At 71.1% G+C, this 23999-nt stretch carries 18 protein-coding genes and 2 pseudogenes; 10 read left to right on the top strand and 10 right to left on the bottom strand.

The window, feature by feature from the left end; all coding sequences use genetic code 11:
* Nucleotides 1–38 precede the first annotated feature (38 nt).
* Nucleotides 39–2822 carry a helix-turn-helix transcriptional regulator gene (locus tag ACZ7NC_RS09375; protein ID WP_471486369.1) on the bottom strand — a complete coding sequence of 928 codons (2784 nt, stop codon included), beginning with the start codon at nucleotides 2820–2822 and terminating at the stop codon, nucleotides 39–41.
* Nucleotides 2823–3383: 561 nt separating this feature from the next.
* On the opposite strand from ACZ7NC_RS09375, the gene ACZ7NC_RS09370 reads away from it, so the two are divergent.
* The gene (locus ACZ7NC_RS09370; protein WP_471486367.1) at nucleotides 3384–5642 is read left to right on the top strand and encodes an FUSC family protein; all 2259 of its coding nucleotides are present in this window, start codon (nucleotides 3384–3386) and stop codon (nucleotides 5640–5642) included.
* A 117-nt stretch (nucleotides 5643–5759) separates the two neighbouring features.
* On the opposite strand, the gene ACZ7NC_RS09365 is transcribed toward ACZ7NC_RS09370, so the two are convergent.
* Nucleotides 5760–5969 carry a hypothetical protein gene (locus tag ACZ7NC_RS09365; protein ID WP_471486731.1) on the bottom strand — a complete coding sequence of 70 codons (210 nt, stop codon included), beginning with the start codon at nucleotides 5967–5969 and terminating at the stop codon, nucleotides 5760–5762.
* Between the two features lie 474 nt (nucleotides 5970–6443).
* Nucleotides 6444–6925, bottom strand: a pseudogene (locus ACZ7NC_RS09360) (winged helix-turn-helix domain-containing protein); the annotation flags it as partial.
* A gap of 151 nt (nucleotides 6926–7076) precedes the next feature.
* On the opposite strand from ACZ7NC_RS09360, the gene ACZ7NC_RS09355 reads away from it, so the two are divergent.
* From ACZ7NC_RS09355 to ACZ7NC_RS09335, 5 genes and pseudogenes are all read left to right on the top strand, one after another.
* Nucleotides 7077–7991, top strand: coding sequence for an MBL fold metallo-hydrolase (locus ACZ7NC_RS09355; RefSeq protein WP_471486365.1), 915 nt, complete (start codon nucleotides 7077–7079; stop codon nucleotides 7989–7991).
* 22 nt (nucleotides 7992–8013) lie between these two features.
* Nucleotides 8014–9507, top strand: coding sequence for a carboxylesterase/lipase family protein (locus tag ACZ7NC_RS09350; RefSeq protein ID WP_471486363.1), 1494 nt, complete (start codon nucleotides 8014–8016; stop codon nucleotides 9505–9507).
* Between the two features lie 61 nt (nucleotides 9508–9568).
* A complete protein-coding gene (locus ACZ7NC_RS09345) occupies nucleotides 9569–9952 on the top strand; it encodes a RidA family protein (protein WP_471486361.1) in 384 nt (127 codons plus the stop codon).
* Nucleotides 9953–10045: 93 nt separating this feature from the next.
* A complete protein-coding gene (locus ACZ7NC_RS09340) occupies nucleotides 10046–10891 on the top strand; it encodes a hypothetical protein (protein WP_471486359.1) in 846 nt (281 codons plus the stop codon).
* 48 nt (nucleotides 10892–10939) lie between these two features.
* Nucleotides 10940–11035 (top strand): annotated as a pseudogene (locus ACZ7NC_RS09335) (transposase); the annotation flags it as partial.
* 71 nt (nucleotides 11036–11106) lie between these two features.
* Here ACZ7NC_RS09335 and ACZ7NC_RS09330 read toward each other — a convergent pair.
* Together ACZ7NC_RS09330 and ACZ7NC_RS09325 are read right to left on the bottom strand one after the other, a co-directional pair.
* The gene (locus ACZ7NC_RS09330) at nucleotides 11107–11964 is read right to left on the bottom strand and encodes a universal stress protein (RefSeq protein WP_471486357.1); all 858 of its coding nucleotides are present in this window, start codon (nucleotides 11962–11964) and stop codon (nucleotides 11107–11109) included.
* A 231-nt stretch (nucleotides 11965–12195) separates the two neighbouring features.
* The gene (locus tag ACZ7NC_RS09325; RefSeq protein ID WP_471486355.1) at nucleotides 12196–13923 is read right to left on the bottom strand and encodes a sensor histidine kinase; all 1728 of its coding nucleotides are present in this window, start codon (nucleotides 13921–13923) and stop codon (nucleotides 12196–12198) included.
* 430 nt (nucleotides 13924–14353) lie between these two features.
* On the opposite strand from ACZ7NC_RS09325, the gene ACZ7NC_RS09320 reads away from it, so the two are divergent.
* Nucleotides 14354–14818: a pyridoxamine 5'-phosphate oxidase family protein gene (locus ACZ7NC_RS09320; RefSeq protein WP_471486353.1), complete on the top strand. Its 465-nt coding sequence runs from the start codon at nucleotides 14354–14356 to the stop codon at nucleotides 14816–14818.
* Between the two features lie 58 nt (nucleotides 14819–14876).
* Here ACZ7NC_RS09320 and ACZ7NC_RS09315 read toward each other — a convergent pair whose 3' ends face one another.
* From ACZ7NC_RS09315 to ACZ7NC_RS09305, 3 genes are all read right to left on the bottom strand, one after another.
* Nucleotides 14877–17258, bottom strand: a complete 2382-nt coding sequence (locus tag ACZ7NC_RS09315; protein WP_471486351.1) for a phosphoketolase family protein — start codon at nucleotides 17256–17258, stop codon at nucleotides 14877–14879.
* A gap of 121 nt (nucleotides 17259–17379) precedes the next feature.
* The gene (locus ACZ7NC_RS09310; protein WP_471486349.1) at nucleotides 17380–17577 is read right to left on the bottom strand and encodes a hypothetical protein; all 198 of its coding nucleotides are present in this window, start codon (nucleotides 17575–17577) and stop codon (nucleotides 17380–17382) included.
* 14 nt (nucleotides 17578–17591) lie between these two features.
* Nucleotides 17592–18509 (bottom strand): universal stress protein, encoded by a 918-nt coding sequence (locus ACZ7NC_RS09305; protein ID WP_471486347.1) that lies wholly within the window; start codon nucleotides 18507–18509, stop codon nucleotides 17592–17594.
* Between the two features lie 331 nt (nucleotides 18510–18840).
* Between ACZ7NC_RS09305 and ACZ7NC_RS09300 the strand changes: the two genes are divergently transcribed.
* Nucleotides 18841–19305 (top strand): cyclic nucleotide-binding domain-containing protein, encoded by a 465-nt coding sequence (locus ACZ7NC_RS09300; protein ID WP_471486346.1) that lies wholly within the window; start codon nucleotides 18841–18843, stop codon nucleotides 19303–19305.
* 189 nt (nucleotides 19306–19494) lie between these two features.
* Nucleotides 19495–20196 (top strand): response regulator, encoded by a 702-nt coding sequence (locus ACZ7NC_RS09295; RefSeq protein WP_471486344.1) that lies wholly within the window; start codon nucleotides 19495–19497, stop codon nucleotides 20194–20196.
* Between the two features lie 72 nt (nucleotides 20197–20268).
* Here the strand turns inward: ACZ7NC_RS09295 and ACZ7NC_RS09290 are convergent, their stop codons facing one another.
* Nucleotides 20269–22743: an alpha-L-arabinofuranosidase C-terminal domain-containing protein gene (locus ACZ7NC_RS09290; RefSeq protein WP_471486342.1), complete on the bottom strand. Its 2475-nt coding sequence runs from the start codon at nucleotides 22741–22743 to the stop codon at nucleotides 20269–20271.
* Between the two features lie 126 nt (nucleotides 22744–22869).
* Here ACZ7NC_RS09290 and ACZ7NC_RS09285 point away from each other — a divergent pair, with 126 nt between their 5' ends.
* Complete coding sequence (locus ACZ7NC_RS09285) at nucleotides 22870–23313, top strand: DUF6314 family protein (protein ID WP_471486341.1); 444 nt, start codon at nucleotides 22870–22872, stop codon at nucleotides 23311–23313.
* Here the strand turns inward: ACZ7NC_RS09285 and ACZ7NC_RS09280 are convergent.
* Nucleotides 23295–23888: a histidine phosphatase family protein gene (locus tag ACZ7NC_RS09280; RefSeq protein WP_471486340.1), complete on the bottom strand. Its 594-nt coding sequence runs from the start codon at nucleotides 23886–23888 to the stop codon at nucleotides 23295–23297. The two genes, ACZ7NC_RS09285 and ACZ7NC_RS09280, sit on opposite strands and share 19 nt — an antisense overlap.
* Nucleotides 23889–23999: the final 111 nt, after the last annotated feature.

The following is a 23999-nucleotide window of genomic DNA, read 5'->3' as shown; positions in this document are numbered from 1 at the left end:
ACCGCACCGGTCGCCTCGATCCGCGGCGGAATCGGCTGTCAGCTCTGGACGCCGGTATCTGACAGGGTGCCTTCGAGTACGTCGCGGAGTTGCGAGCGGGCGGTGATGCCCAGCTTGGGGAAGACCCGGTAGAGGTGGGAGCCGACCGTGCGCGGTGAGAGGAACAGTTTTTCCCCGATCTCGCGGTTCGTCAGGCCGCGGGCGGCCAGTTGGACGATCTGCTGCTGCTGGGGGCTGAGTTCGGTGAAGGCACTGGGCACGACGTCGGTCGCCTCGATGCCGGCGGCGCGCAGTTCTGCCTGTGCCCGCTCGACCCACGGCCGCGCGCCGAGGCGCTGGAAGGTTTCCAGGGCGGCGCTCAGCAGCGGACGGGCCTCGGCGATACGGCGCCGGCGCCGGAGCCATTCCCCGTAGTCGAGCCGGGTCTGCGCCCGTTCGAACGGCCACTGCTCACCCGCGGGCTGCGCGAGCGCGGCCTGGAAGAACGGCTCCGCGTGTTCGGGATCCGCCAGCAGGGCGCGGCCACGGTCGATCAGCGTGGCCACCCGTGCGGACATGCCCGTACCGAGGTGCCGTGCCGAGCGTTCCAGTAGCTGTGCGGCGTGCTCCTGCCGTCCTCGGCGGACGGCCGCAGCCGCGAGTTCGGCCAGGACGGTGTAGGAGACGTGGTAGTGGACCGGATCACCGTCGTCGGTGAACGCGGAGCGGAACTGTGTGTATGCGGTGTCGTAGTCGCCCTCGGCCACGGCCGCCATTCCCAGCGCCCGGCGGGCGAAGACCGCGACGGAGCGGCTCTCCAGCGGGTCGACGAGAGACAGGGCTCGCTCGGCGAGCCGGCGTGCGGCGGCCGGGTCGCCGAGCAGGGCGACCACTGTGGCGTCGAGTGCCTGAGCACACGCCTCGGCGTGGTCGAGTCCGGCGGCCGATGCCATGGCTGCGATGTCGGCAGCCACCGAGCGGGCCTCGGCCCATCGGCCCTGCTCCAGGCGGGTCCAGCCGGCCGCGCATCCCAGTCCGTCCGGGAGCGGGCCGTGGGCCTGCCACTGGTCGAACGCCTCGTCGAAGGTCCTGGCGGCGAGGGTGGTCTGGTCGAGCAGCCAGGCGACGATGGCCAGCGCGGTCAGGCGCTGGGCGTCGCTCTTGGCCTCGGCGATGAGCTCGGGCAGCACCGGCGCGAGGGACGCTCCTGCGCCGCTGGGGTCGGAGACGGCCATGACCCATGCGTGCAGCGCCGCTCCGGCGGCATCGTCGGGCATGCCGGAGAGCAGGCTCTGGATCTGTCGCTGCTGGGACTCCGCGCCCGAGTAGTAGCGGACCACCGCTGCTGCGGCCAGCGCGTCGAGTACGAGGGGTGACCGGGCGTTCGCCGCCTCGTCGGCGACGCGCATGAGCAGCGCGAAGGCTGCCGTGTGACGGGGGCCTAGAGACATGAGCCGGCCGGTGGCCAGGGCGGCTTTGCCCAGCAGTGCCGGGTCGTCGGTGCACTCGCGGACTGCGGCGGCCAGGTGCTCCACCCAGCCGAGCTGACCGGTGAAGACGGCGCTGGCAGCGGCTTCGGCCAGCAGGCGCGCCCGGTCCTCGCGGTGCGGGCTGAGTTCCGCGGCGCGCTCCTGGGCCGCGGCGGCGGCCGCGAAGCCGCCCCGGCGCCGGGCTCGGTCGGCCGTCTGCTGCAAGGCGGCCGATACGTCCGGGTCGGGGCGTACGGTCGCGGCGGCCAGATGCCAGGCGCGGCGGTCGGGCTCTTCGCGCAGCAGTTCCGCGAGAGCCAGGTGCGCTTGGCGGCGTTCCTCGAAAGGCGCGGCATGGTAGACGGCGGAGCGGACGAGCGGGTGACGGAAAACGATCCCGGATCCGTCCTGGCGTACGAGACCGGCCCGGTCCGCGGGGTCCCATGCCTTGTCGTCCGCCTCGGCCAGCCCCATGGCGGCTGCCTGCGCGTCCGCCGCGTCGGCGGCCGCGAGCAGCAGCAGGAAGCGGCGGGTCGGTTCCGGCAGGTCGGCCGCGTGCCCTGCGAAGATCCGCTCCAGTCGGTCGGTGACCGGCAGCGGTCCCTCCACACTGCTGCCCTCGGGGTTGCGGACCGCGGTGGCGTGGGCGAGTTCCACCAGGGCCAGCGGGTTGCCTGCCGCTTCCTCGAGGATCCGCACCCGGGTTCGGCCGGTGGGCGGCGTGGGCTGCCGGTCGAGCAGTCGGTTCGCCGCCGCGCTGTTCAGCGGGCCGAGTTCGAGGCGCTCGTACCCCTTGTCGAAACCCGGCAGCGTGGCCGCGGTGCGGACTCCGAGCAGCAGCGTGACGGGCTCGCTGTCCATGCGCCGCGCCACGAAGGAGAGAGCGTCCAGGGATCCGCGGTCGATCCACTGCGCGTCGTCGACCACCACCAGCAGCGGGGCGGTCTCCGCCAGGTCCGACAACAAGGTCAGAACCGCCAGACCCACGACCATCGCGTCGGGAGTCTCCGCGCACTCGTCGAGCCCCAGGACCGCGCGGAGCGCGGCGCGCTGCCGCGACGGCAGACCCTCCGCCTCACCGAGTACCGGGCGCAGCATCTGATGAAGACCCGCGAATCCAAGGTGGGCCTCGGATTCGCTCCCCACCGCTCGCAGCACTCGGCCACCCGCGCTCCGTGCGCTATCGGCCGCGATGCCGAGGAGTGTGCTCTTTCCGGCACCGGGGTCACCCGTGAGGATCAACACGTCGCTGTGCGACCGATCGGCGCCGACCCGCCGGACTATTTCTGCGGTCTCGGTTTCCCGGCCGACCAGTGCCGGACCGGAATTCCGCGTCGAGCGCTGGTCCCCACGAGCCTTTCCATCGTTTTCCACGGATGCTCCAGGGAATTGAGATACCCCAGATAGTAGCGTGGCAGAACCGCGGCAGTGGAGTTCTCCCAGAGGCTGGTTTCGCCCGCGGAGTCGCGCGCCGCGCGGACATCGTGCCGAGGCGACTGCAGACCTCCGCACGCCTCGAGCCGTAGGTCTCCGCACCATCGGCCTCGGGATCGCCACGGCGGGACAACCGGCCGGCAGGCGCAAACGCCCCACCTCCTGGCCGACCAGCACCGATGCAGTCACGTGACGCATACCCCCGGCTGTTCGTCCGGCCACAGAATCGTGGGCGCCTGGCGGCTGTCCGTCCCAAGTCCGTGCCCTGCTTAGCACCTTGAACCCGTAAGCCATCGTCGACGGGTGCAGGCCTGTAAGCGCTGCGCGGTCGCCGACGCCGGCAATGGACGCCCACGTGCTGCAGAACCACCGGAAGCAGTCACCTGACGCATACCGGACGGAACCCCCGCATGCCGAGACTGGTGACGCGGGCGGTGGCCGGTCAGAACCCGAAGGCTCCCGCACGGCCGTGCACACGCGAAAGGACCTCCGGAGATCCCCATGGCGGCAAGGACAACGACATCGCTGTGGGACCGCTTCGCCGCCTTCGACCCCGGGCTCATGCGTCTGGCCTCCGCGATGCGCGCCGTACTCGGCACCGCAGCGACCCTTGCCGTGCTGACAGCGCTGCGAGCGCCAGAGACGGCGCTGGTGGTCGGCGGCTTCACCGCGATGACGACGTCACTGGCCATCAGCGACCTGCACCCGCGCAACCAGCTCATCACCCTCGGACTCGGCGTTCCGCTCTCCCTCGCGTCTCTGTCCGCCGGAGCCGCGCTGACGCCGTACCCGACAGCAGCCGGGCTGATCTTCCTGGTGGTGATCCACCTCGCCGTTCAGGCCCGCCGGTTCGGCCCGCGCGGGCTGGGCCTGGGGATCTTCGGTTTCATGGCCTTCCTGCTGTCTCAGTTCACCCAGGCCCGGGCAGACCGCCTTCCGCAGCTCGGGGCATCGGTACTCGTGGCGTTCGCGGCCGTCACGGCCGTCTGGTACTGCGTCGGCCCCATCACGGCGTCCGAAGCCCTGAGGCGGCTGCGGCACACATTCGACGTGCGTCTGCACGACGTCCTGCGGGACACGGCTGCGACGGTCGCCACCGGGCAGGACATCGACACCCGGAGCCGATCGTTGCAGGACCGCCTCGACACACTGCACGCGTCTGTGCTGCTGATCGAGGACTTCGTCGACGAGCGCGCCGCCGACGAGGACACCGAGGCCCTGCTGCCGCACCTCAGCCGGGTGGAGGTGGCCGCGCAGCGCCTGGCCGTACTGGCGGTCCGTGCGATGCGCACGCCGGCGGCACGCAACGATCTGGCGGAACGGACGGCGCGACAGCGGCTCGCCCAGCGGATCCGGGCTCTCCGGCACCAGCCCACCGTGGGAACTACTTGCGCAGCCGAGCGGTGCGCAGACGGGTACGAAGGCGGCCCGGCGAACCGGCCGACCGGTCCCGTACTCGTGCTGGACTGCTTCCCCGCGGTCGACGAACTCGCCGAAGCCCTGCGGGTTCTCGGCCCACGCGACCGCCCGGCAGGACGCCGGACACCTCCACGCAAGCACGCCTCACCCCCCTTCGGGGCGCTGCCGCACAGGGGCACGGACACCGAAAGCCTGAAGCGGGGAGCCACCCGCCAGGCGTTTCAGGTGACGGCTGCCTCGGCCCTCGCCATCGCGGGCGGCCATCTCCTGTCGCCGCACCTGTGGTACTGGGCCGTCGCGGCCGCATGGGTCGTGTTCATCAAGAACGAGAGCACCGGCGAGGTACTGCTGCAGAGCCTCCGGCGGCTGGCGGGCACGGTCCTCGGCGTGGTGTTCGGCTACGGCCTTGCCTCCCTGGTCGGCGGAGACGGCCCCGTCCTCCTGGTCCTGCTCCTGCTGTGCATGTTCGGGATGTTCTGCACCCCGTCGCACGCCTACTGGGCCGTGACGTTCTTCATCACCGGCACGCTCGGCATGCTGCTCGCGCTGATGGACACCTTCTCGACGCACGTGCTGCTCCTGCGTGTCCAGGAGACCGCGCTGGGAGTGTCCTGCGGGATCCTTGCGGCCGTCCTCGTGCTTCCCACCACGGTCCGCCGGGCCAGTGACGAGGAACTGGTCGGCTTCCTGCGCGTCCTCGACCGCCTCCTTCGGACCGTCGCGGCGGGAAGCACGAACACGGAAGCCCCGACGAGATGGGTCCGCGCGGCACACGACCTCGACCAGGCACTGGAATCCTTCCGCAAGGCCTGCCTGCCCCTCACCCATCCGCTCACTCCGCAGCGCCGCCGCCGTCACCACGTCCGCCACCTGCTGGAACTTCTTGAAGCCGGCGCGTACCACGCACGGAGCCTGGCCGCCACGGCCGAACGTCTGCCGGCGGGCCACGTCCCGGAGTGCGCCACCAGCCTCACCGCCGCGGCCGAACGCGCGCACGAGACCGTGACCCACCTGATCCGCGTTGCCGGTCATGGACCGGGCAACGCCTCCCACATGGCACGCCCCACGGCTAGCAGGGCGCTGTCCCGGCTTTCGGAGGAGCAACCCTTGAGCCGCAACTGGCCGTCGCCGGAGCACCGCCTGCTGCTGCACATCGATCGCCTCGACGCGACCCTGACCGCGCTCGTACGAGCCTTGGACCCACTCGCCTCGGACCCCGACCGCACCACCGTGGTCCCCTCCGAGAGAGTGAACATCCCGTTGCCGCACGGCCCGGCCCAGGCTGCCGCAGTGAGCTGCGCCGTCCTCAGCGACCGGTGCGAACGCGCCCGAGCCGGATAGACCAAGTGGTGGTCAGGTGCCGGTGAACGTGACCGAGACGGTGAGTCCGCCGCCCTGTCTCGGGCGGGCGGTGACGCGGGCCGCGTGCGCCTGTGCGATCGATGCGGTGAGCCGGACTCATTCCGTTCCGCCGGGCCGGTTGTACCGCGCGGCGTTGTCCACCAGGTCCGTCACCGGATGGCGCAGCAGCACCGGGTCTCCGATGACCGGCATCGGTCCCTCGGCTGCCAGTTCGAGGGAGACCTTCTTCTCCTCGGCCTGGGGCAGCAGTTTCCCGACCGCCTGATGTGCGGCGTCCCTGAGATCGCTCTCTTCGGTCTCGCCCAATGGCGACGAAGCGACGCTGGCTCTCGAAGGACTTCTCCAGCCGGTCGAGCATGCTGTCGAAGGTGCTGGCGAGCCTGTGCAGTTCGTCGTCGGGGCCGGTGAGCGCGAGGCGTTCGTGCGGGGTGCTGTTCGCTGATCCGGCGGGCGATGTCCGTCATGGCAGGGACCGGTGCGAGTGCCCGGCCGGCGAGCCACCAGCCCGATCCCGGACCAGAGCAGCAACTGCTGGAGAACCGTGTCCTGCACCACGCGCACGGTGCGGTCGGTCAGCCGGAGGCCGATGGCGTCGGCCGGTAGTCGCAGCGGGGACGAACTCGTAGCCGTAACAGACGTAGGGGCCATCGGAACGCGGGGGCACACGTCTTCCGTGGCCGCCCGGTCGCAGACGGATGCGACCACTTCTATGCTCCGGACCCGCTGCGCCGTCCCGTACCGGGCCAGGACCACGACGAAGGCGAGCAGTGCCACGCCGACGTAACCCTCACCGGTGTCCGTGGTGATGGCGTCCGGGTTGCCGGGCTTGGCGCGCAGTCGGCTGACGGTGGCACGGACCGCGCTGGTGCGGGGGGTTGAGATTCTCGTCCCAGACGGCGCGTACGAGCTCCCGGTGGGTCACCGCGTCGCCGCGTGCCTTCATCAGCATCTCCAGTACGGCGAACGCCTTCAAGGACGATGCCGCCCAACTGCAGGACGACCGGTGGCGGTTTCGGGGCGCGGTGGCTCAACGCTCGGGCCCGGGTGACGAGTTCGGCGAAGCCGAAGGGTTTGGCCAGGTAGTCGTCGGTGCCGAGCTGTTCCAGGCCGTAGACCTTGTCCCTGATGTCCCCGGCCGCCGCCAGCATGAGAATGCGTGGCGGGTCCGTCCGCTCGTTGAGTCTGCTGCCTGCTGCACACCTCGTTGCCCGTCATCACCGGCAGGCCCGGGCGAGGATCAGCACGTCGTAGTCGGTGAATATGGAACCCGGAACGAGAGCCGCCTTTCGCCGGCCTGTAAGGGGAAGACCCGTTCTCAGAGCTGTTCATACAGGTGCAGTCACGTGACGGATACCGTGCCCACCGGGGTCGCTCGTACGGTTGAGTAAATCCCCCGAATTCCAAGGAAATCCCATGGAACAGATCACCCTCGGCAATGTCTCCATCACCCGGGTATGGGAATACTACGGTTCCGTCGAAATGACGCCCGACACCTTCTTCCCGGAAAGCTCGAAGGAAATCTGGGAGGGCGGTACCGACTGGCTGACCCCGCATTTCCTGGATTCCGAGACCAACATCGTCAATTCCGCGATCCAGACCTGGCTGCTGCGCAGCGAGGGCAAGACGATCCTGGTCGACACCGGCGTGGGCAACCACAAGGAGCGTCCCTACGCCCCGGTCTGGAGCCACCTCGAAACGGACTTCCTGGCCAACCTCGCCCGGGCCGGTGTCCAACCGGAGGACGTGGACATCGTGATCAACACGCATCTCCACATCGATCACGTCGGCTGGAACACCTACCTGGACGGCCGGAGCTGGGTGCCCACCTTCCCCAACGCCACCTACCTGATGCCGAAGGACGACTTCGACTTCTGGAACCCCGAGAACGGCCACCAGCCGCTGCTCGGCCGCGGCAACCAGAACGTCTTCGAGGACAGCGTGGCCCCGGTGCACCAGGCCGGCCTGACGCAGCTGTGGGAGAACAGCCACCAGATCGACGCGAACCTGCGCCTGGACACGGCTCCCGGGCACACGCCCGGCTCCTCCGTGCTGACTCTCACCTCCGGCGCGGACCGCGCGGTGTTCGTAGGCGACATGCTGCACAACCCGGTGCAGATCCTGGACCCGGACGCCAACAGCTGCTTCTGCGAGGACCCCGCCGGCGCCCGCGCCACCCGCCGCAAGGTGCTGGGCTGGGCCGCCGACAACAACGCCCTCGTGATCCCCGCGCACCTGGGCGGGCACGGCGCCACCGAAGTCGTACGCGAGGGAAGCACCTTCGCCATCAAGGGCTGGGCGCCCTTCACCCCGTACACCGAGCAGGGCTGAAGCCCGCGGAAAGGCACCAGAGATGAACCACCACCCCGAACCCGTCGTGACCACCGCGCAGGGAGCCGTGCGCGGTCTGCGCCAGGAGGACGGCACCGCTGCCTTCCTGAACATCCCCTATGCCGCCCCGCCCCTGGGCGCCGGCCGCTTCGCGCCGCCCGAGCCGCATGAGCCGTGGGGCGGCGTACGGGACGCCACTGTCCCCGGACCCAACGCGCCGCAGTCCGAGCGCAAGCTCGGCAGCATCGACATGGCCCCCTACTTCGGCACCGGCTGGAGCCGGGGCGAGGACTACCTCACCGTCAACGTGTGGACGCCCGCCGTCGCGCAGAGCGACCTGCCCGTCATGGTGTTCGTGCACGGCGGCGGATTCGTCGCCGGATCGACACGGTCCGCGATGTACGACGGTTCCGCCTTCGCCCGCGACGGCGTCGTCCTCGTCACGCTCAACTACCGGCTCGGCATCGCCGGGTTCCTGGACCTGCCCGGGGCCCCCGCCAACCGCGGTCTGCTCGACGTCGTCGCCGCGCTGCGCTGGGTGCGGGAGAACATCGCCGGGTTCGGCGGTGACCCGGACAACGCCACGCTCTTCGGCCAGTCGGCCGGGGCCACCATCGTCGGCGGCGTCCTCGCCACCGCGGAGGCCACGGGTCTGTTCCGCAGGGCGATCGTGCAGAGCGGCAGCGGCCTGGGCGCGTTCAGCACTGAGCAGGCCGCCCGCGTCACCGCCGCGGCCGCCGCGGCCCTGGGCATCGAACCCCACGTCGACGCCTTCGCGGACATCTCCGACGAGCGCCTGGTCGAGGCCGCCTCCCAGCTAGCGGGCATCGACCTGCAGACCGAGACCCACGGCGACCCGCTGATCGGCCTCAGCCCCTTCAGCCTCGTCCTCGACACTCAGCCCGCCGCATCCGTCGCCGCCGGCCTCGCCGCCGACGTCGACCTGCTCGTCGGCACCAACACCGAGGAGGGCAACCTCTACCTGGTCCCGGTGGGCAAGTACGCCACCTCGACCGCAGCCGACGTCGACGAGGCGGCGGCGCGCTCGCACCCGGATCCGGCGCGGCTCGTCGAGACCTACCGTAAGTCCCGCCCCGAGGCCTCCTACGCGGAACTGCGGTCCGCCATCATGGCCGACGCCCTGTTCGGTGCGGGCAGCCGCGCTCTGGCCGGCGCCCATGCCGCCCATCCGGCGTCCGCCACCTACGCGTACGAGTTCGCCTGGCGCTCCCAGGCCCTGGACGGAGAGCTCGGCGCCACCCACGCGGTCGAGCTGCCCTTCGTCTTCGACCTCGCAGACCGGCCCGAGCTGAACGGCCCCAGCGCCCTGCTCGGCCCCGACAAGCCCCCCGCGGATCTTGCGGACCGCATGCACGAGACCTGGATCCGGTTCGCCGCCACCGGCGACCCCGGCTGGGACCCCTACGACACCGAGCGCAGGGCCACGATGCACATCGACGCCGAGTGGACCCAGATCGACGACCCCCGCAGCCGGGAACGCCAGGCCTGGAACTGACGCCCGTATGTGTTTTGCCTGCTCACCCCCTTCAGGGATCACCACCGCTTCAAGGAACACCGTGACCAGAACCGTCATCACCACCGAGAACGCCCCCTCTCTCCCGGCCCCGCTCTCCCAGGGCATCCGCAAGGGCCCCGTCCTGCAGGTCTCCGGACAGCTCCCCTTCGACCCCGACACCGGCGCGGTCGTCGGCACCACCGTCGCCGAGCAGACCGCACAGGTCCTGCGCAATGTCACCGCCGTGCTCAAGGCGGCCGGCGCGGGCCTGGAGGACGTCGTCATGCTCCGCGTCTACCTCACCGACCCCGCCCACCTGCCCGAGCTGAACGAGGCGTATGCCGCGTCCGTCGCCGAGCCCTTCCCCGCCCGCACCACCGTCTACATGCAGCTCCCGCCGGGACTCCTCGTGGAGATCGACGCCCTGGCCGTGCTGGACGACTGACACAGCCACAGAACAAGGCTGTTCCGGCGCGGTTCAAGGGGAACCGCGCCGGAACAGCCGGCCATCCCGGAGAGCGGAAAGGGGGAGGACAGGATGGACGGCCGTCTGTCGAAGGCGTGCATCAACCTGAGAGTTGTGCCGACGGACCTGCTGGACGCCCTGTGCTCCCTGTCAGGACGCCCCTCGCCGCCCCCAGGCGCTCATCCGGCACGGCGCGTCCACGAGCGCGTGCTCCACACAGCGGCCGCGCTGCCGCCGGGCGCGCTGCAACCGGGCGACGTGAGCGCGGCCACCGAGGTACGCGCCGGCCTCCTGAACGCCGACGTACCGCCCGCGGCCGACGCGAGCGCCCGCTGCATCCAGCACACGGTCGACGACCTGGGCCCAGCGGGCCTCTGGACGCTGGCCCGCGCCACCGGCATGACCCGCGACGACCTCGCATGGGGCGCTACCGCAACCCTGGCGCGGGAACGCCTCGCACAGCCCGACCCTCTCGACGAACTCGCCGCGCAGGCCATCGTGGACGAACTCGCCGAACGGACCCCCTGCCGGTGGGGCCGTCAGCACACCGACGCGGTTCGTGCCGCGCTGTACCGGACTCTGGCCGAGCTCACCGACGTCCTCCTGGAAGTGTCGGAGTCCACCCCGACCCCCCTCCACTGGACCACCGACGACGACGCAAGGCGCGCCTCGGCCCTGATCGGCGGAGTGGTCCACGACGTGGTGGTCCAGCAGGCGGAGAACGCACCCTCCGCCGCACAGCCCGTCTGGCACCACCCTTCGGCCCCTGCCGCGAGCACCGCCTGGCAGTGGCGGATCACGAACGGACCGGCCGGCCGTGCCTCCCACGGCTGCGGGCCCTTCCCCTCCGCGCTCGCGGCACGGCACGCCGCGGAGTGCGCGATCACGGCACTCGCCGCCGGGAGATGCAGTCTGTGAAGGGCGCGACAATTCGTTCGGTTCTCGGAGTACGACATCGACCGAGCCGCCGCCCTGTGCGGCACCAGCCCCGTCGAGGCATCCTCCGGCAAGACCCAACGACGCCGTCTCAACCGGGGCGGTGACCGCCAAGCCGACGCGGCCCCAGCCGGTTCAACACCCCCTCTCCTCTCAGTGAACTGGACCAAGGATCGATGGTGTGCCAGAGCGACGCTTCACGCCAGCTCCGGCACCACCGCGACCGGGCAGTGCGCGTGATGCAGCAGCGTGTGGCCCACGGACCCGAGTTGGAGGCCGAAGTGGCCGTGCCGTCGGCGTGCCCCGATGATCACGAGGTCGGCGGCGGCCGAGCGGTCCACGAGGATGCGGCGGGGCGGGCCCTCGACGGTCATACGGCGCACCCGGACGCCCGGGTATTCGGTCCCGGCCTCGCGCAGCAGTTCGTCGAGCCGAGCTGCCGCCCGCGCCTCCTGCTCCTGCGCGGGATGGTCCACGCCGTCGTGTGCGGACCAGCGCCAGGCGCGTACGGCGTCGAGCTCGCATCCGCGTGCCTCGGCCTCGCGGAAGGCGAAGCGCACCGCCCGGCCACCGGTGCCCGGATCTCCGGCCCCGAACAGGATCCGCTCGTGCATGCCGACCAGGTCGGCGTCGTCCCCCCGGACCACGATCACCGGGCGGTGCGCGCGGGCGGCCACGCCCAGGCTCACCGATCCGAGCAGCAGTCCCTTCAGCTCACCGCGGCCTCGCTCCCCCGTCACCAGGGCGAAGGCGTTGTGGCCCTCGTGCAGCAGGGCCTCGACCGGGTCCTCGGGGAGCACGGCGGTGGTCACCTTCACACCGGGGTTCCGCCGTGCGGCGCGGTCGGCCGCCGAGGCGACGATGTCCTCGGCGAGTACGCGCTCGGCGGGACGTTCCTGTGCTGTGGTCGCTACGGCCCCCTCGTAGCGCTCCCACAGGGAGGCGTACACCAGCCGCAGCGGGAGACCGCCGCGGGCGGCCTCGTCCACCGCCCAGTCGACGGCCACCAGGCTCGCGTCCGATCCGTCGACGCCCACGATCAGGGGGAGTGTCATCGCCCTCACCGCCTTCTGTCGGGCTGCCCTGTCGGACAACCAGGGCTCCGATCTCACGGTCGCACCCGTCGGGGGACGATCGCGAGAGGCGAATGGGCCGGTGATGGGGCCGACCGGCCCATGGCTTCGGTATCCAGCCCATTCACCCCATTCAGCCGATACCCTCCGCATTCGGTCCGGTCGGCCCAAGCCTTCCGCGCTGCGTCCGGTCGGCCCTGCCCGGCCCGGGCGCTACTCGGCCGGCGTCGGCACCCACCACACCAAGCTGGTGCCGCCCTCGGCCGGACTGTTCAGCTCCAGCTCGCCGCCCGACTGCCGGGCCCGCTCCGCCATGTTGCGCAGCCCGCTGCGGCGGCCGTCGGCCGGGATGCCGACCCCGTTGTCGGTGACCGTGAGGCGGATCTGGTGGGCGTCGGCCGTGAGGGCGATGTCGGCGCGGTCGGCGTGGGCGTGGCGGGCGATGTTGGTGAGGGCCTCGGAGAGTACGGCGACCACATGGTCGGCGATCTCGCGCGGCACCTGGGTGTCCACCAGGCCCTCCATGCGCACGCTGGGCGCGAAGCCCAGCACCGGCGCCGCCTCCCCCGCGATCCGCACCACACGCGCCCTCAGCCCGGACCCGCCGGTGCCCTCGCGTGAGCGCAGGCCGAAGATCGTGGACCTGATGATCTTGATGGTCTCGTCCAGGTCGTCCACCGCCCGCACCACGCGCTCGGAGGCCTCGGGGTGCTCGATGAAGCGGCCCGCGCTCTGCAGGGTCATGCCGGTGGCGAACAGCCGCTGGATCGCGAGGTCGTGCAGGTCGCGGGCGATGCGGTCGCGGTCCTTGAGCACGGCGACCTCCTCGGCGTCCTGCCTGCGTTCCGCGAGCTCCATCGCGACGGCGGCCTGCGCCGCGAAGCCCAGCAGCGGTTCGATCTCCTTGCCGGTGAACACCGTCTGCCCCGCCCCGCGGATCAGCAGGACGACACCGCGTACGCCCCCCTCTGCCGTTCCGACGGGGACGGCGACCGCGGGGCCGAGCCCGGTGAAGCGCGGGGGCCCTGCCTGGACGCGTTCATCGTGGGAGACGTCCGCGCTGGTGACGGGAGTGACCGTGGAGAAGGCCTCGCCGATCAGGCTTCCGTCGACGGGCAGCACCAGTCCGCGCAGCGTCTGCGCCTGCGGCCCGATGGCCAGCTCCACGCTGAGCGAGTCGGTGTCCTGCATCGGCATCGCGACCACGGCGAGCCCCGCGCCCGTGATCTCCCGGGCGCGCTCGGCGATCAGTGCGAGCACCTCACCGCGGTCGCCGCCGGACATCAGGGTGTGGGTGATCTCCGCGTTCGCCCGCAGCCAGCGCTCCCGCAGCCGGGACTCCTCGTAGAGGCGGGCGTTGTCGATGGCGACGCCCGCCGCCACCGCCAGGGTCGACAGGACGGACTCGTCCTCCTCGTCGAACTGCGCCCCGCCCCGCATCTCCGTCAGATACAGATTGCCGAAGACCTGATCGCGCACCCGGATGGGAACGCCGAGGAAGGTGTTCATCGGCGGATGGTTCGGCGGGAAGCCGTACGAGGCCGGGTGCTCGGAGATCTTCGCCAGGCGCAGCGGCTCGGGGTGGCGGATGAGTTCGCCGAGGATGCCGTGGCCCTCCGGATAGTGGCCGATCCTGGCGATCTGGTCCTCGCTGACCCCGACGGTGTGGAAGGCGGACAGGCGCTTGCCGTCGGGCCCGATCACTCCCAGGGCCGCGTACTCGGCGTCGACCAGCACCGCGGCGGCCTCGACAATGCTGCGCAGTGCCTGTTCCAGGTCCAGCTCCCGGCCGACCGAAAGCACGGCCTCCAGCAGGCTGTGCACCCGGTCGCGCGTGCCGCGTGCCGCGTCCAGCCGGGCCTGGAGCTCCTCCAGCAGCTCGTCCAGCCTCAGCTGCGGCAGCCGTACCCGGGCTTCCCGAGGCTCCTCGGCGCTTCCCACCTGCGTCTCCTCCGGTCCCGTGGGCGGTCTCGCACCGGCCGCTCCGGACATGGGTCACGCTACCGGCCCGTCACACCCGACGGTACGGAATCGGACCCGCCGAGGCGCCGACCCGCCGATGCGGAGGTCGGGCCGTTCGGCCCTGCCTGGAGGACGGACGGCACCTGCCGGAACATCGTCCCGCGTTCGACGCTGGAGTGACGGCGCGGTCGCGAAAGCCGCTGAACCCTCGGCGTACCCAGGCCGTACGGGGCGTCCGGGCCGTCCTGACAGTCCTGACCGTCCTGACCCGCATCGGGGCCCATCGGCCCTTGGCACGGTGCGTGGACAGGGAGACAGTGGAGACAGGAGCGGCACCGATCCCCCGCGGTGTCGCTCCGCTCATACGCAGACCCGCCGATGAGCGACGCACCCACGACGGAAGCCCCTCATGGTCCACGACGACAGCCGGCCGACCCCCGCGGAACCCCGCCGCCGCATCGAGCTCGACGGCACCACGGCGCTGCGGCTGCTGGGCAGCGTCTCGCTGGGAAGAATCGTCTTCACCCGGCACGCCCTGCCGACCGTGCGCCCGGTCAACCACGCCCTGGACGGCGGGGACATCGTGATCCGCACCCATGAGGGCGCCGCCCTGACCTCGCGCACCCAGCGGACCGGCGACCCGGGTGTGGTCGTCGCCTACGAGGCCGACGCGATCGACCCGCGGACGCGTCTCGGCTGGAGTGTGGTGGTGACCGGATACGCCCGGCTGGTGACCGATCCCGACGACCTGGCCCATTGCCGGACGTTGGTGGAGCCCTGGGTGGAGCAGGCCATGGACCAGGCGATCCGTATCCGGCCCGACCTGGTCACGGGCATCCTGCTCACAGCGGGCGGCCGCCCGGGCGAGGTCTGAACCACGCCAGGGCGGCCGAAGACGACAGCGGCGGCAGGCGACTCGCCCCCGCAGGTGTTCAGGCGTTCCAGGTCCAGTCGGCGACCTCGGGGAGGTCCGTGCCGTGTTCGCGGATCCATGCCTGGTGGCGGGTGCGGGCGTCGGCCATCGACTGCCGTACGGCGGCGGCGCGCACCGCGAGGCCGGGGACGCGGTCGATGACGTCCATGACCAGGCGGTAGCGGTCGAGGTCGTTGCGGACGACCATGTCGAAGGGCGTGGTCGTGGTGCCGGACTCCTTGTAGCCGCGCACGTGCAGGTTCGGGTGGCCGGTGCGGCGGTAGGCGAGGCGGTGGATCAGCCACGGGTAGCCGTGGTAGGCGAAGATCACCGGCTTGTCCTTGGTGAACAGGCCGTCGTACTCGAATTCCGCCATGCCGTGCGGGTGCTCCTCGCGCGGCAGCAGCCGGGTCATGTCGACGACGTTGACCACGCGCACGGCCAGGTCGGGAAGGTGGCGGCGCAGCAGCTGGGCGGCGGCCAGGATCTCCTGGGTGGGTACGTCGCCGGCGCAGGCGAGGACGACGTCCGGTTCGGCGCCGTTCTCCGTGCCGGCCCAGTCCCAGATGCCGGCGCCGCGGGCGCAGTGGGCGCGGGCGGCGTCCATGGACAGCCAGTCGAAGCAGGGCTGCTTGCCGGCCACGATCACATTGACGTAGTCGCGGCTGCGCAGGGCGTGGTCGGCGACGGACAGCAGCGTGTTGGCGTCCGGCGGCAGATAGACCCGTACGACCTCGGGGCTCTTGTTGAGTACGTGGTCGACGAACCCGGGGTCCTGGTGGGAGAAGCCGTTGTGGTCCTGCCGCCACACATGCGAGGTCAGCAGGTAGTTCAGGGAGGCGATCGGGGCGCGCCACGGCAGTCGCCTGGAGGTCTTCAGCCACTTGATGTGCTGGTTGACCATCGAGTCGACGATGTGCACGAACGCCTCGTAGCAGGAGAACAGCCCGTGCCGGCCGGTGAGGAGATAGCCCTCCAGCCAGCCCTGGCAGAGGTGTTCGGAGAGGATCTCCATCACCCGGCCGTGCCGGTCGAGGTGCTCGTCGACCGGAAGGGTCCCCGCCTGCCAGGCCTTGCCGCTGGCGTCGAAGACGGCCTGAAGCCGGTTGGAGGCGGTCTCGTCCGGGCCGACGAGACGGAAGTCCCGGCGGGCACCGGTGTCCTTCATGACCTGTTCGAGGAGGTCTCCGAGGATCCGGGTCGGCTCGTGCAGGGTGGTGCCCGGCTTCTCGACGGGTACGGCGAAGGAGTCCAGGGACCGGATGGGCAGGTCGCGCACCAGCAGACCGCCATTGGCGTACGGGGTCGCGCCCAGGCGCCGGGCACCGTCGGGAACGCAGGCGAGCACGTCGGCGACGGGCCGGCCGTCCGGGTGGAACAGCTCCTCGGGCCGGTACGAGCGCAGCCATGCCTCCAGCTGCCGCAGATGCTCCGGGTTCTCCCGTACGCCGGCCAGCGGGACCTGATGGGCACGCCAGGTGCCCTCCACCGGCAGGCCGTCGACCTCGGCCGGGCCGGTCCAGCCCTTCGGCGTGCGCAGCACGATCATCGGCCAGTGCACGCGCTCGGCCACGCCGCCCTCGCGGGCGGAGCGTTGCATCAGGGCGATGCAGTTCAGCGCCTCGTCGAAGGCCTGGGCCATCGCCCGGTGGACGGCTGCGGGGTCGTCGCCGGTGACGTGGATCGGCTCGTGGCCGTATCCCCGCAGCAGCTGGTCGAGTTCGGCCTCGGGCAGACGGGCGAGCACGGCCGGGTTGGCGATCTTGTAGCCGTTGAGGTGCAGGATGGGCAGGACGGCGCCGTCGTGGACCGGGTCGAGGAACTTGTTGGAGTGCCAGGAGGCGGCCAGCGGACCGGTCTCCGCCTCGCCGTCGCCGATCACGCAGGCGACCAGCAGGTCCGGGTTGTCGAGGGCGGCGCCGTAGGCGTGAGCGAGCGAGTAGCCGAGCTCGCCGCCTTCATGGATGGACCCCGGCACCTCCGGCGCCACATGGCTCGGCACCCCGCCCGGGAAGGAGAACTGCCGGAACAGCCGCTCCATCCCCTGCCCATCGCGGGACACGTCCGGGTAGGTCTCGCTGTAGCTGCCGTCCAGCCACGAACCGGCGAGCACCGACGGCCCGCCGTGCCCCGGGCCCCATACGCACAGCGCGTCGAGCCCGCGCGCCTTGATGACCCGGTTGAGGTGGGTGTAGACGAGGTTCAGCCCCGGTGAGGTGCCCCAGTGGCCGAGCAGCCGCGGCTTGATGTGCTCGGGCTTGAGCGGCTCGGTCAGCAGCGGGTTCGCCATCAGATAGATCTGTCCGGCGGCCAGGTAGTTGGCGGCCCGCCAGTGGGCGTCCAGGGTGCGCAGTTCGTCGTCGTGGAGAACGGTGGCGTCGCGGTGTTCGACCTTGGACATGGGGAGACTCCGGAAGTCGTCGATTCAGGTCATCGGACGGTGGAACTGGGCTGACCGGCGACAACGCGGCGGCGCTGCCGCGCGGGGCGTCGCTGCTCACACGCTTACCGCCGGTCGGGCACTACGGCGACCGGGCGGGCCGGCAGCCGCGTCGGCAGGAGCCCGAGGTGCCCTGCCGGCGCCTGGCCCAGGCGACCATGCGGTCGGCGTCACGCGAGGCGTCCACCAGCGCATTCCGGGTGCCACCCGCACGGCGCCGTTCGGCGGAGGCGTAGTACGGCGCCCCTTCCAGTACCTCCGCCGCCTGCCGCTCATGCATCCGGGTGGGCTCCGTCAGTCGTGTGGGACGACGGCGACCGGGGCGGTGGAGTGATGGAGGACGGCGTGGGTGACGGGGCCGATGTGCGCGCCGACCGGGCCGCGGCGGACCCGGCGGCCGACGACCACCAGCGAGGCCTCGCGGGAGGCGTCGACGAGGTGGCTGCCGGGGGTGCCGTAGTGGGACTCGGCCGTGACCTCGACGTCCGGGTACTTCTTGCGCCACGGGCTCAGGACCTCGGTCAGGGCGGCGGTTTGGGCCCGTGCCAGGGATTCGTGGAGCTCCAGGTCCACGGACAGGCCGTACGCGTAGTACAGGGGCACGTTCCAGCCGTGCACCACCCGCAGGGAGGTGCGGCGGCGGGTGGCGGCGGCGAACGCGAAGTCGATCAGCTCGTCGTCCGGGTTCTCGATGTCCAGGCCCAGGACGACGGGCCGGTAGGCGGTCGCGGCGGACGGGATGCCGGCGGGGTCCGTCTCGTGCTCGTCGGCGGCCTGCTCGCCGGCCCGGACCAGGACGACCGGCCGCTCGGAGTGCGCCACGACCGAGAGTCCGACCGAGCCGACCATGAAACCGCCGATCCCGCTCAGCCCACGGGAGCCGAGGACCAGCAGTTCGGCGTCCTTCGCCTCGTCGGCCAGCGCTTCGGCGGGCCGGCCCGGCAGCTGCTCGGTGGTCACGTCCAGGCCTGGGTGGCGCAGGCGGATGCCCTCCGCCGCCTCACGGGGGACCCGCTCGCTCCAGTACTGCTGGGGCTCAGCGCCGAGCAGCGGTGCCTGCGCCATGGGTGCCGGTACGGGCTCCCAGACGTGGACCAACTTCAGCGGCAGCCCGAGCAACTGCGCTTCGCGGGCCGCCCACTCGGCCGCCGCGCGGCTCTCCGGCGAGCCGTCGAGGCCTGCGGTGACGCAGAGGGTGATGGTGCGGATCATGGTTCGACCTCCAGAATCGGTGGTCCCTGCAACGAGGGGCGACGGTCCCGGTCGGTGTCCGCCGATGCTCACTCTGGCCGCATCCGGGGGTGATGGCCGGGTGCCGAAGGTCCGCGACCATAGGGCTGAACGGCCCTGTCCACGGGGCCCGTTCGGGGGCCCTGCTCGGCCGCACGGGCCTGCACCGGCCGTGGTGCCGGCGCAGGGTGCCGGACGTCTCCTCGCCGGAGCCGAGTGGCCCGGGACGAAGGACCGAGTGGCCCATGGGCCGTCGCCGGCCGCGGGCGGACGCTGGCCGTGGAAGTGACCGCACCCCGTCGGGAGGCACGCCGTGATCACCACACCCACGCCCAGCATGCTGCGCGCCCTGCCCACCGAGCACCGGCAGCGGCTCATGCGCGTCGCCCGCGAGGTGTCCTTCGCGGAAGGGACGCGCCTGTTCGAGGAAGGCGGCAAGGCCGACCGGTTCTGGATCATCCGGACCGGCACCGTCGAGCTCGACATGCGCGTGCCGGGCCGGCGGGCGGCCGTCATCGAGATCATCCGGCACAACGAACTCGTCGGCTGGTCCTGGCTGTTCACCCCGCACGCCTGGCACCTGGGCGCCGCGGCGACGACCCCGGTGCGGGCGTACGAGTTCGACGCCACCGCGGTCCGGTCGATGTGCCAGGACGACCCGGCCCTGGGACAGGCCGTGTCCGTGTGGGTCGGTGACGTGCTCGCCCACCGCCTGCGCTCCGCCCGGACCAGGCTGCTGGACCTGTACGCCCCGTACGGCGCGGGCAGCCTCGTCTGAAACCCGACGGTGGACGTGAGAACGGTGGACGTCGACTTCGCGCTGGACGTGCCGATCGGGCCGGTGGCGTCGCCTCTGGACGCCTAGGGCCGATCGGCCCTGGTGCATCCGGGCCCGGCGGGCAATGATCGGAATGCCGAGCAGTCCGTGGTCCGCGGACCGTGAGCCACCGGAAACATGGGGGTCGTCATGACCGAGACAGGCCGCTTCACGGAGCAGCATCCGATCCGGGTGTTCCTGCTGGACGACCACGAGGTCGTACGACGGGGCCTGACCGACCTGCTCGACGCCGAGCCGGACATCTCCGTGGTCGGCGACGCGGGCACCGCAGAGCACGCCCTCGTCCGCGGCCCGGCGCTGCGCCCGCACGTCGCCGTGCTCGACGTACGCCTCCCGGACGGCGACGGCATCACGGTCTGTCGCGAGCTGCGCAATCAGATGCCGGAGCTGGCCTGTCTGATGCTGACGTCCTTCGACGACGAGGACGCCCTGCTCGACGCCATCATGGCCGGGGCCTCCGGCTACGTCCTCAAGCAGATCAGGGGCTCCGACCTGGTCTCCGCGGTCCGCACGGTCGCCTCGGGCCAGTCCATGCTCGACCCCGCGACCACGGCCCGTCTGATGCGCTCGCTGCGCGCCGACCCCGCCGAGACGCCGACCATCGCTCCCGAGCTGGCGAGCCTGTCGCCCCGTGAACGGGACATCCTCGCCCTGATCGGCGAGGGCCTGACCAACCGCGAGATCGGCAAGAAGCTGTATCTCTCGGAGAAGACCATCAAGAACCACATCTCCCGGCTGCTGGCAAAACTCGGCGTCCAGCGCCGCGTCCAGGCCGCCGTCCTGGCGTCCCATCTGGAGCAGCCGGACACCGACGACCGCCCCGGGAGGTGAGCACCGGCCGGCCACCGACAGGTTGGGCCGCCGCCGAGGAGGCGGCGGCCCACCGCCGGAACCGCCCGGGACCTACCTCTGCTTGATCCGCAGGAAGGTCACGGAGTTCGCCGGGAAGGTGTACGTGAACTTGTCGGCCACCCCCGAGAAGGTCGACGTCGCCGGGGTGACCGGCGCGTCCGTCTCGGTGTTCACCGCGTCCTGGTCGGCGGCCAGGGTGGTGACCCCGGCCCTGGAGGCGACTTTGGTGCCGCCCAGGTCGATGGCGGTACGGGCGGCCGTGGCCTGGGCGTTGACGACCTTGACGATCAGGTCACCGCTCGCGGCATCGCGCGTGACGACCTGACGGAACGGCTCGGCCGGCTTGTCGTCGGTGAAGCCGCCCCACTCCTTGCCGTCCAGGTACAGGGTGACCTGGCGGCCGCGGACCTTGATGTCGATGTCGTAGGCGCGGCCCGTCTCGATCGACCCGGCCTTGGTGATCAGCGTGCCCTTGCCGCCGTCCACGGCCTGCTCGACGGCGGACTGGGTGTTGTTCCAGCCGCCCAGGTTCCACCAGTAGTAGTTGCCGGTGTCCTTGACGCCGAAGGCGACGAGGAAGCCCTCCTTGCCGGACTTCTTGGTGGCCTTCACATGCAGGTCGTAGTCGTGCCAGGACGGGTCGCCGGCCTGGACCATGGTGTTCTCGGCGGCGTCGTCGGTCTGGACGTACTGGCCGTCCTGGACGCTCCAGCTGCCACCGCCCGAGTGCGTCCACTTCGAGGCGTCACCGGAGAAGTCGTCGCTCAGCAGCGTCGAGCCGTCCGCCGAGGTGACCTTCACGTCGTCGTACGCGGCACTGGTCGCCCATGTCGACAGGCCGACCGCACCGGTGATCGGGCCGCTGACGTCCGGCGTGGTCGTGGCCTTCGACGGGACGACCCGGTCGCCGACGTTGTTCATGAACAGCTTCTGGACCTCGTAGTTGGCCGAGTTCCAGGAGGCCCGGTTGTTGAACCAGATCAGGTCCGGCCGCCACTGGACGTAGTCCTCGTTGGCGAGCAGTGGGGCGTACGAGGCGAGCTTGACGACGTCGGCGTTGCGCTCCAGGCCGGTCATGAACGCGGCTTCGGAGAGGCCGTTCTTCCAGGCGTTGCCTTGGGAGGCGTACTCGCCGAGGAAGACCTTGGGGCCGCCGCGGTCGTAGGAGTCGTAGCGGTCGTTGTTCTGGAGGAACCAGTCGGGGGTGTTGTAGTAGTGCTCGTCGACCATGTCGACGTTCGCCTCGCGGTTCAGCTTCCAGGCGGTGTCGAAGGTCGTGCCGCTGTCGTCCGGGCCGGAGTTGGAGACGACCGTGATGTCCGGGTACTCGGCCTCGACGGCGGCGCGGAACTGCTGGAAGCGGGTGAAGAACTCGTTCGGGAGGTTCTCCTCGTTGCCGACCTCGATGTGCGTGAGGTGGAAGGGCCTCGGGTGGCCCATCCCGGCGCGCACCTTGCCCCACTTGGAGGTCGCCGGGCCGTTCGCGAACTCGATGAGGTCGAGGGTGTCCTGGACGTGCCGCTTCAGCAGCGCCTCGTCGTCGACGGCCCTGTTCTGGCCGCAGCCGGTCACCAGGGCCGGGACGACGGGCAACGGCATGGCGCCGATGTCCTCGGAGAAGCGGAAGTACTCGTAGTAGCCGAGTCCGTACGACTGGTTGTAGCCCCAGACATTGGCATTTGTCGCACGCTGCTCGACCGGGCCGACGGTGTCCTTCCACTGGTAGGAGCGCTTGCGCTGCCAGCCCGAGGCCTCGCTGTAGTCGTCCATGGAGCCGGTGTTGACGAGGCAGCCGCCGGGGAAGCGCACAAAGCCCGGGTGCAGGGCGGCGATCTTCTCGGCGAGGTCTTTGCGCAGGCCGTTCGGCTGGTTCCGGTAGGTGTCGCGCGGGAACAGCGACACCATGTCGAGGGCCGCCGCGTCCCCGGCGGCGACGGCGAGACGCCCGCGGTTGCTGGTGCGGGTCGCGGTCAACGTGGCCTTGTACTGGGCCCAGCCGCCCTTCACGGCCACCTGGCGGGCGGTCGCCAGCGAGCCGCCGGCGTCCTTGAGGGTGACGCTCAGCGTGGTGCCGCCCTCGGCGCGGGCCCATACCGAGAAGTCGTAGCGCTTGCCCTGCTCGACGCGGACGCCGGTGTTGTAGCCGGCGTTCACGACTGACGAACCGGCGCCGAGGGAGAGGTAGTTGCGGTTGCGCTCGTTGAGGCGGCCGGAGTCGTTCACGACCTGCGCGGTGCCGTCGACCGTCCAGGAGGTGAGCGGTGTGTAGGAGCCGTTGTCGGCGGTGGAGTACTCGAAGGACCGGTTCTGCACGAGTTCGGCGTACAGCCCGCCGTCCGCGGCCCGGTTGATGTCCTCGAAGAAGACGCCGTACATCGTGTCGTCGATCTTCGCGCCCCTGGCTGCCGGGTCGACGGTGATCGAGTAGTCGGTGACGTCCTCGGCATGTGCGGTGGTGGGGACGAGGCCTGCTGCCATCAGGAAGGCGACGGCGGCTGTGCCGCATCTCCAGCGCGTGCGTGACATGGATACTCCGCGGCTCGATGTTCGAAATATCAGACGATGATCAGCACTTCGAACGGCAAGATAGGGAGGGGATTCCGGAGCGTCAACGGGTCGCGCGGCTTCGAAAGGGTCGGAACGGTGGAACGGATGGGCGAGTTCTGGCCAGTACCGGATGCGCTGGGGTATCTGGCCGGGAGCTGGCGGGCCGAGCGGTCCGTGCGGGATCTCGCGAACGAGGAGACGGGCGAGTTCACCGGCACGACGGCCTTCGACCCGCTGGAGGGCGGCGGGCTGCTGCATCACGAGTCCGGCGTGTTCGTCTGGCAGGGCGTCCCGCGCCCCGCCGAGCGGACGCTGCGCTTCCTGCCCGGGAGCTCACCGGGAACGGCTGATGTGCGCTTCTCGGACGGCCGGCCGTTCCATGACCTGGATCTGACGTCCGGCCACCATGTCGCCGACCATCCCTGCGCGGCCGACCTCTACCGGGGCGAGTTCACCGTCCTCGACAACGGCCACTGGCGGAGCGTGTGGCGGGTGCGCGGCCCGGCCAAGGATCTGCTCCTGACCACCGACTACGCCCGCGAGGGCTGAGCCGGCACCCCGTCGAGGCGGAGGTTCCAGCGGCCCGCGCGACCGGTGACGGTGGTCGTCGACAGGGGACGTACGTCGATGTTCCAGTACGTCGACGGCGGCGCCTTGAGCGCGTACACGAGCGCGGCGCGGATCACGGACGGTTCGGCCACGGCGACGATACGGCCGCCGTCGTCCACGGGCCGGGTGTCCAGCCAGCCGCCGACCCGGGAGATGAACGCGATCAGCGACTCGCCGCCGTGCGGTGTGCCGCGCGGGTCCGCCAGCCAGGCGTCCACCGCCTCCGGCTCACGGGCCATCGCCTCACCGAGCGTGAGCCCCCGCCAGCGGCCCATGCCACAGTCGCGCAGGGCCAGTTGCACCAGCGGCGCATAGCCGAGGGCGTCACCGGTCGCGCGGCTGCGCGGGGTCGGCGAGCAGTAGCGCAGTTCGGCCGCGGCCAGCGGCAGCAGGTCGCGAGCGACGCGCTGCACCTCGTCCCAGCCGGCCTGGTCCAGCGGCCGGTCGTCCTCGAAGCGCTCCGCGAGCAGCGAGGAGCTGCGCGCGGCGGCGACGAACGTGACCCGAAGTGACATGCGGCGATGGTGTGTCGCGAAAGTGCGCAGGTCAAGAGGCGTTGTGCAGGTGTCACCGAGGGTTGGCGATTCCTTACCCCAGGGTCAGGATCAGGCGGACAAGTCGCCGAA

The sequence above is a fragment of the Streptomyces sp. NPDC111802 genome (genome assembly GCF_055634335.1).
Note: the sequence above shows the minus strand (reverse complement) of the source record. Positions and strands in the feature narration are given on the sequence as shown.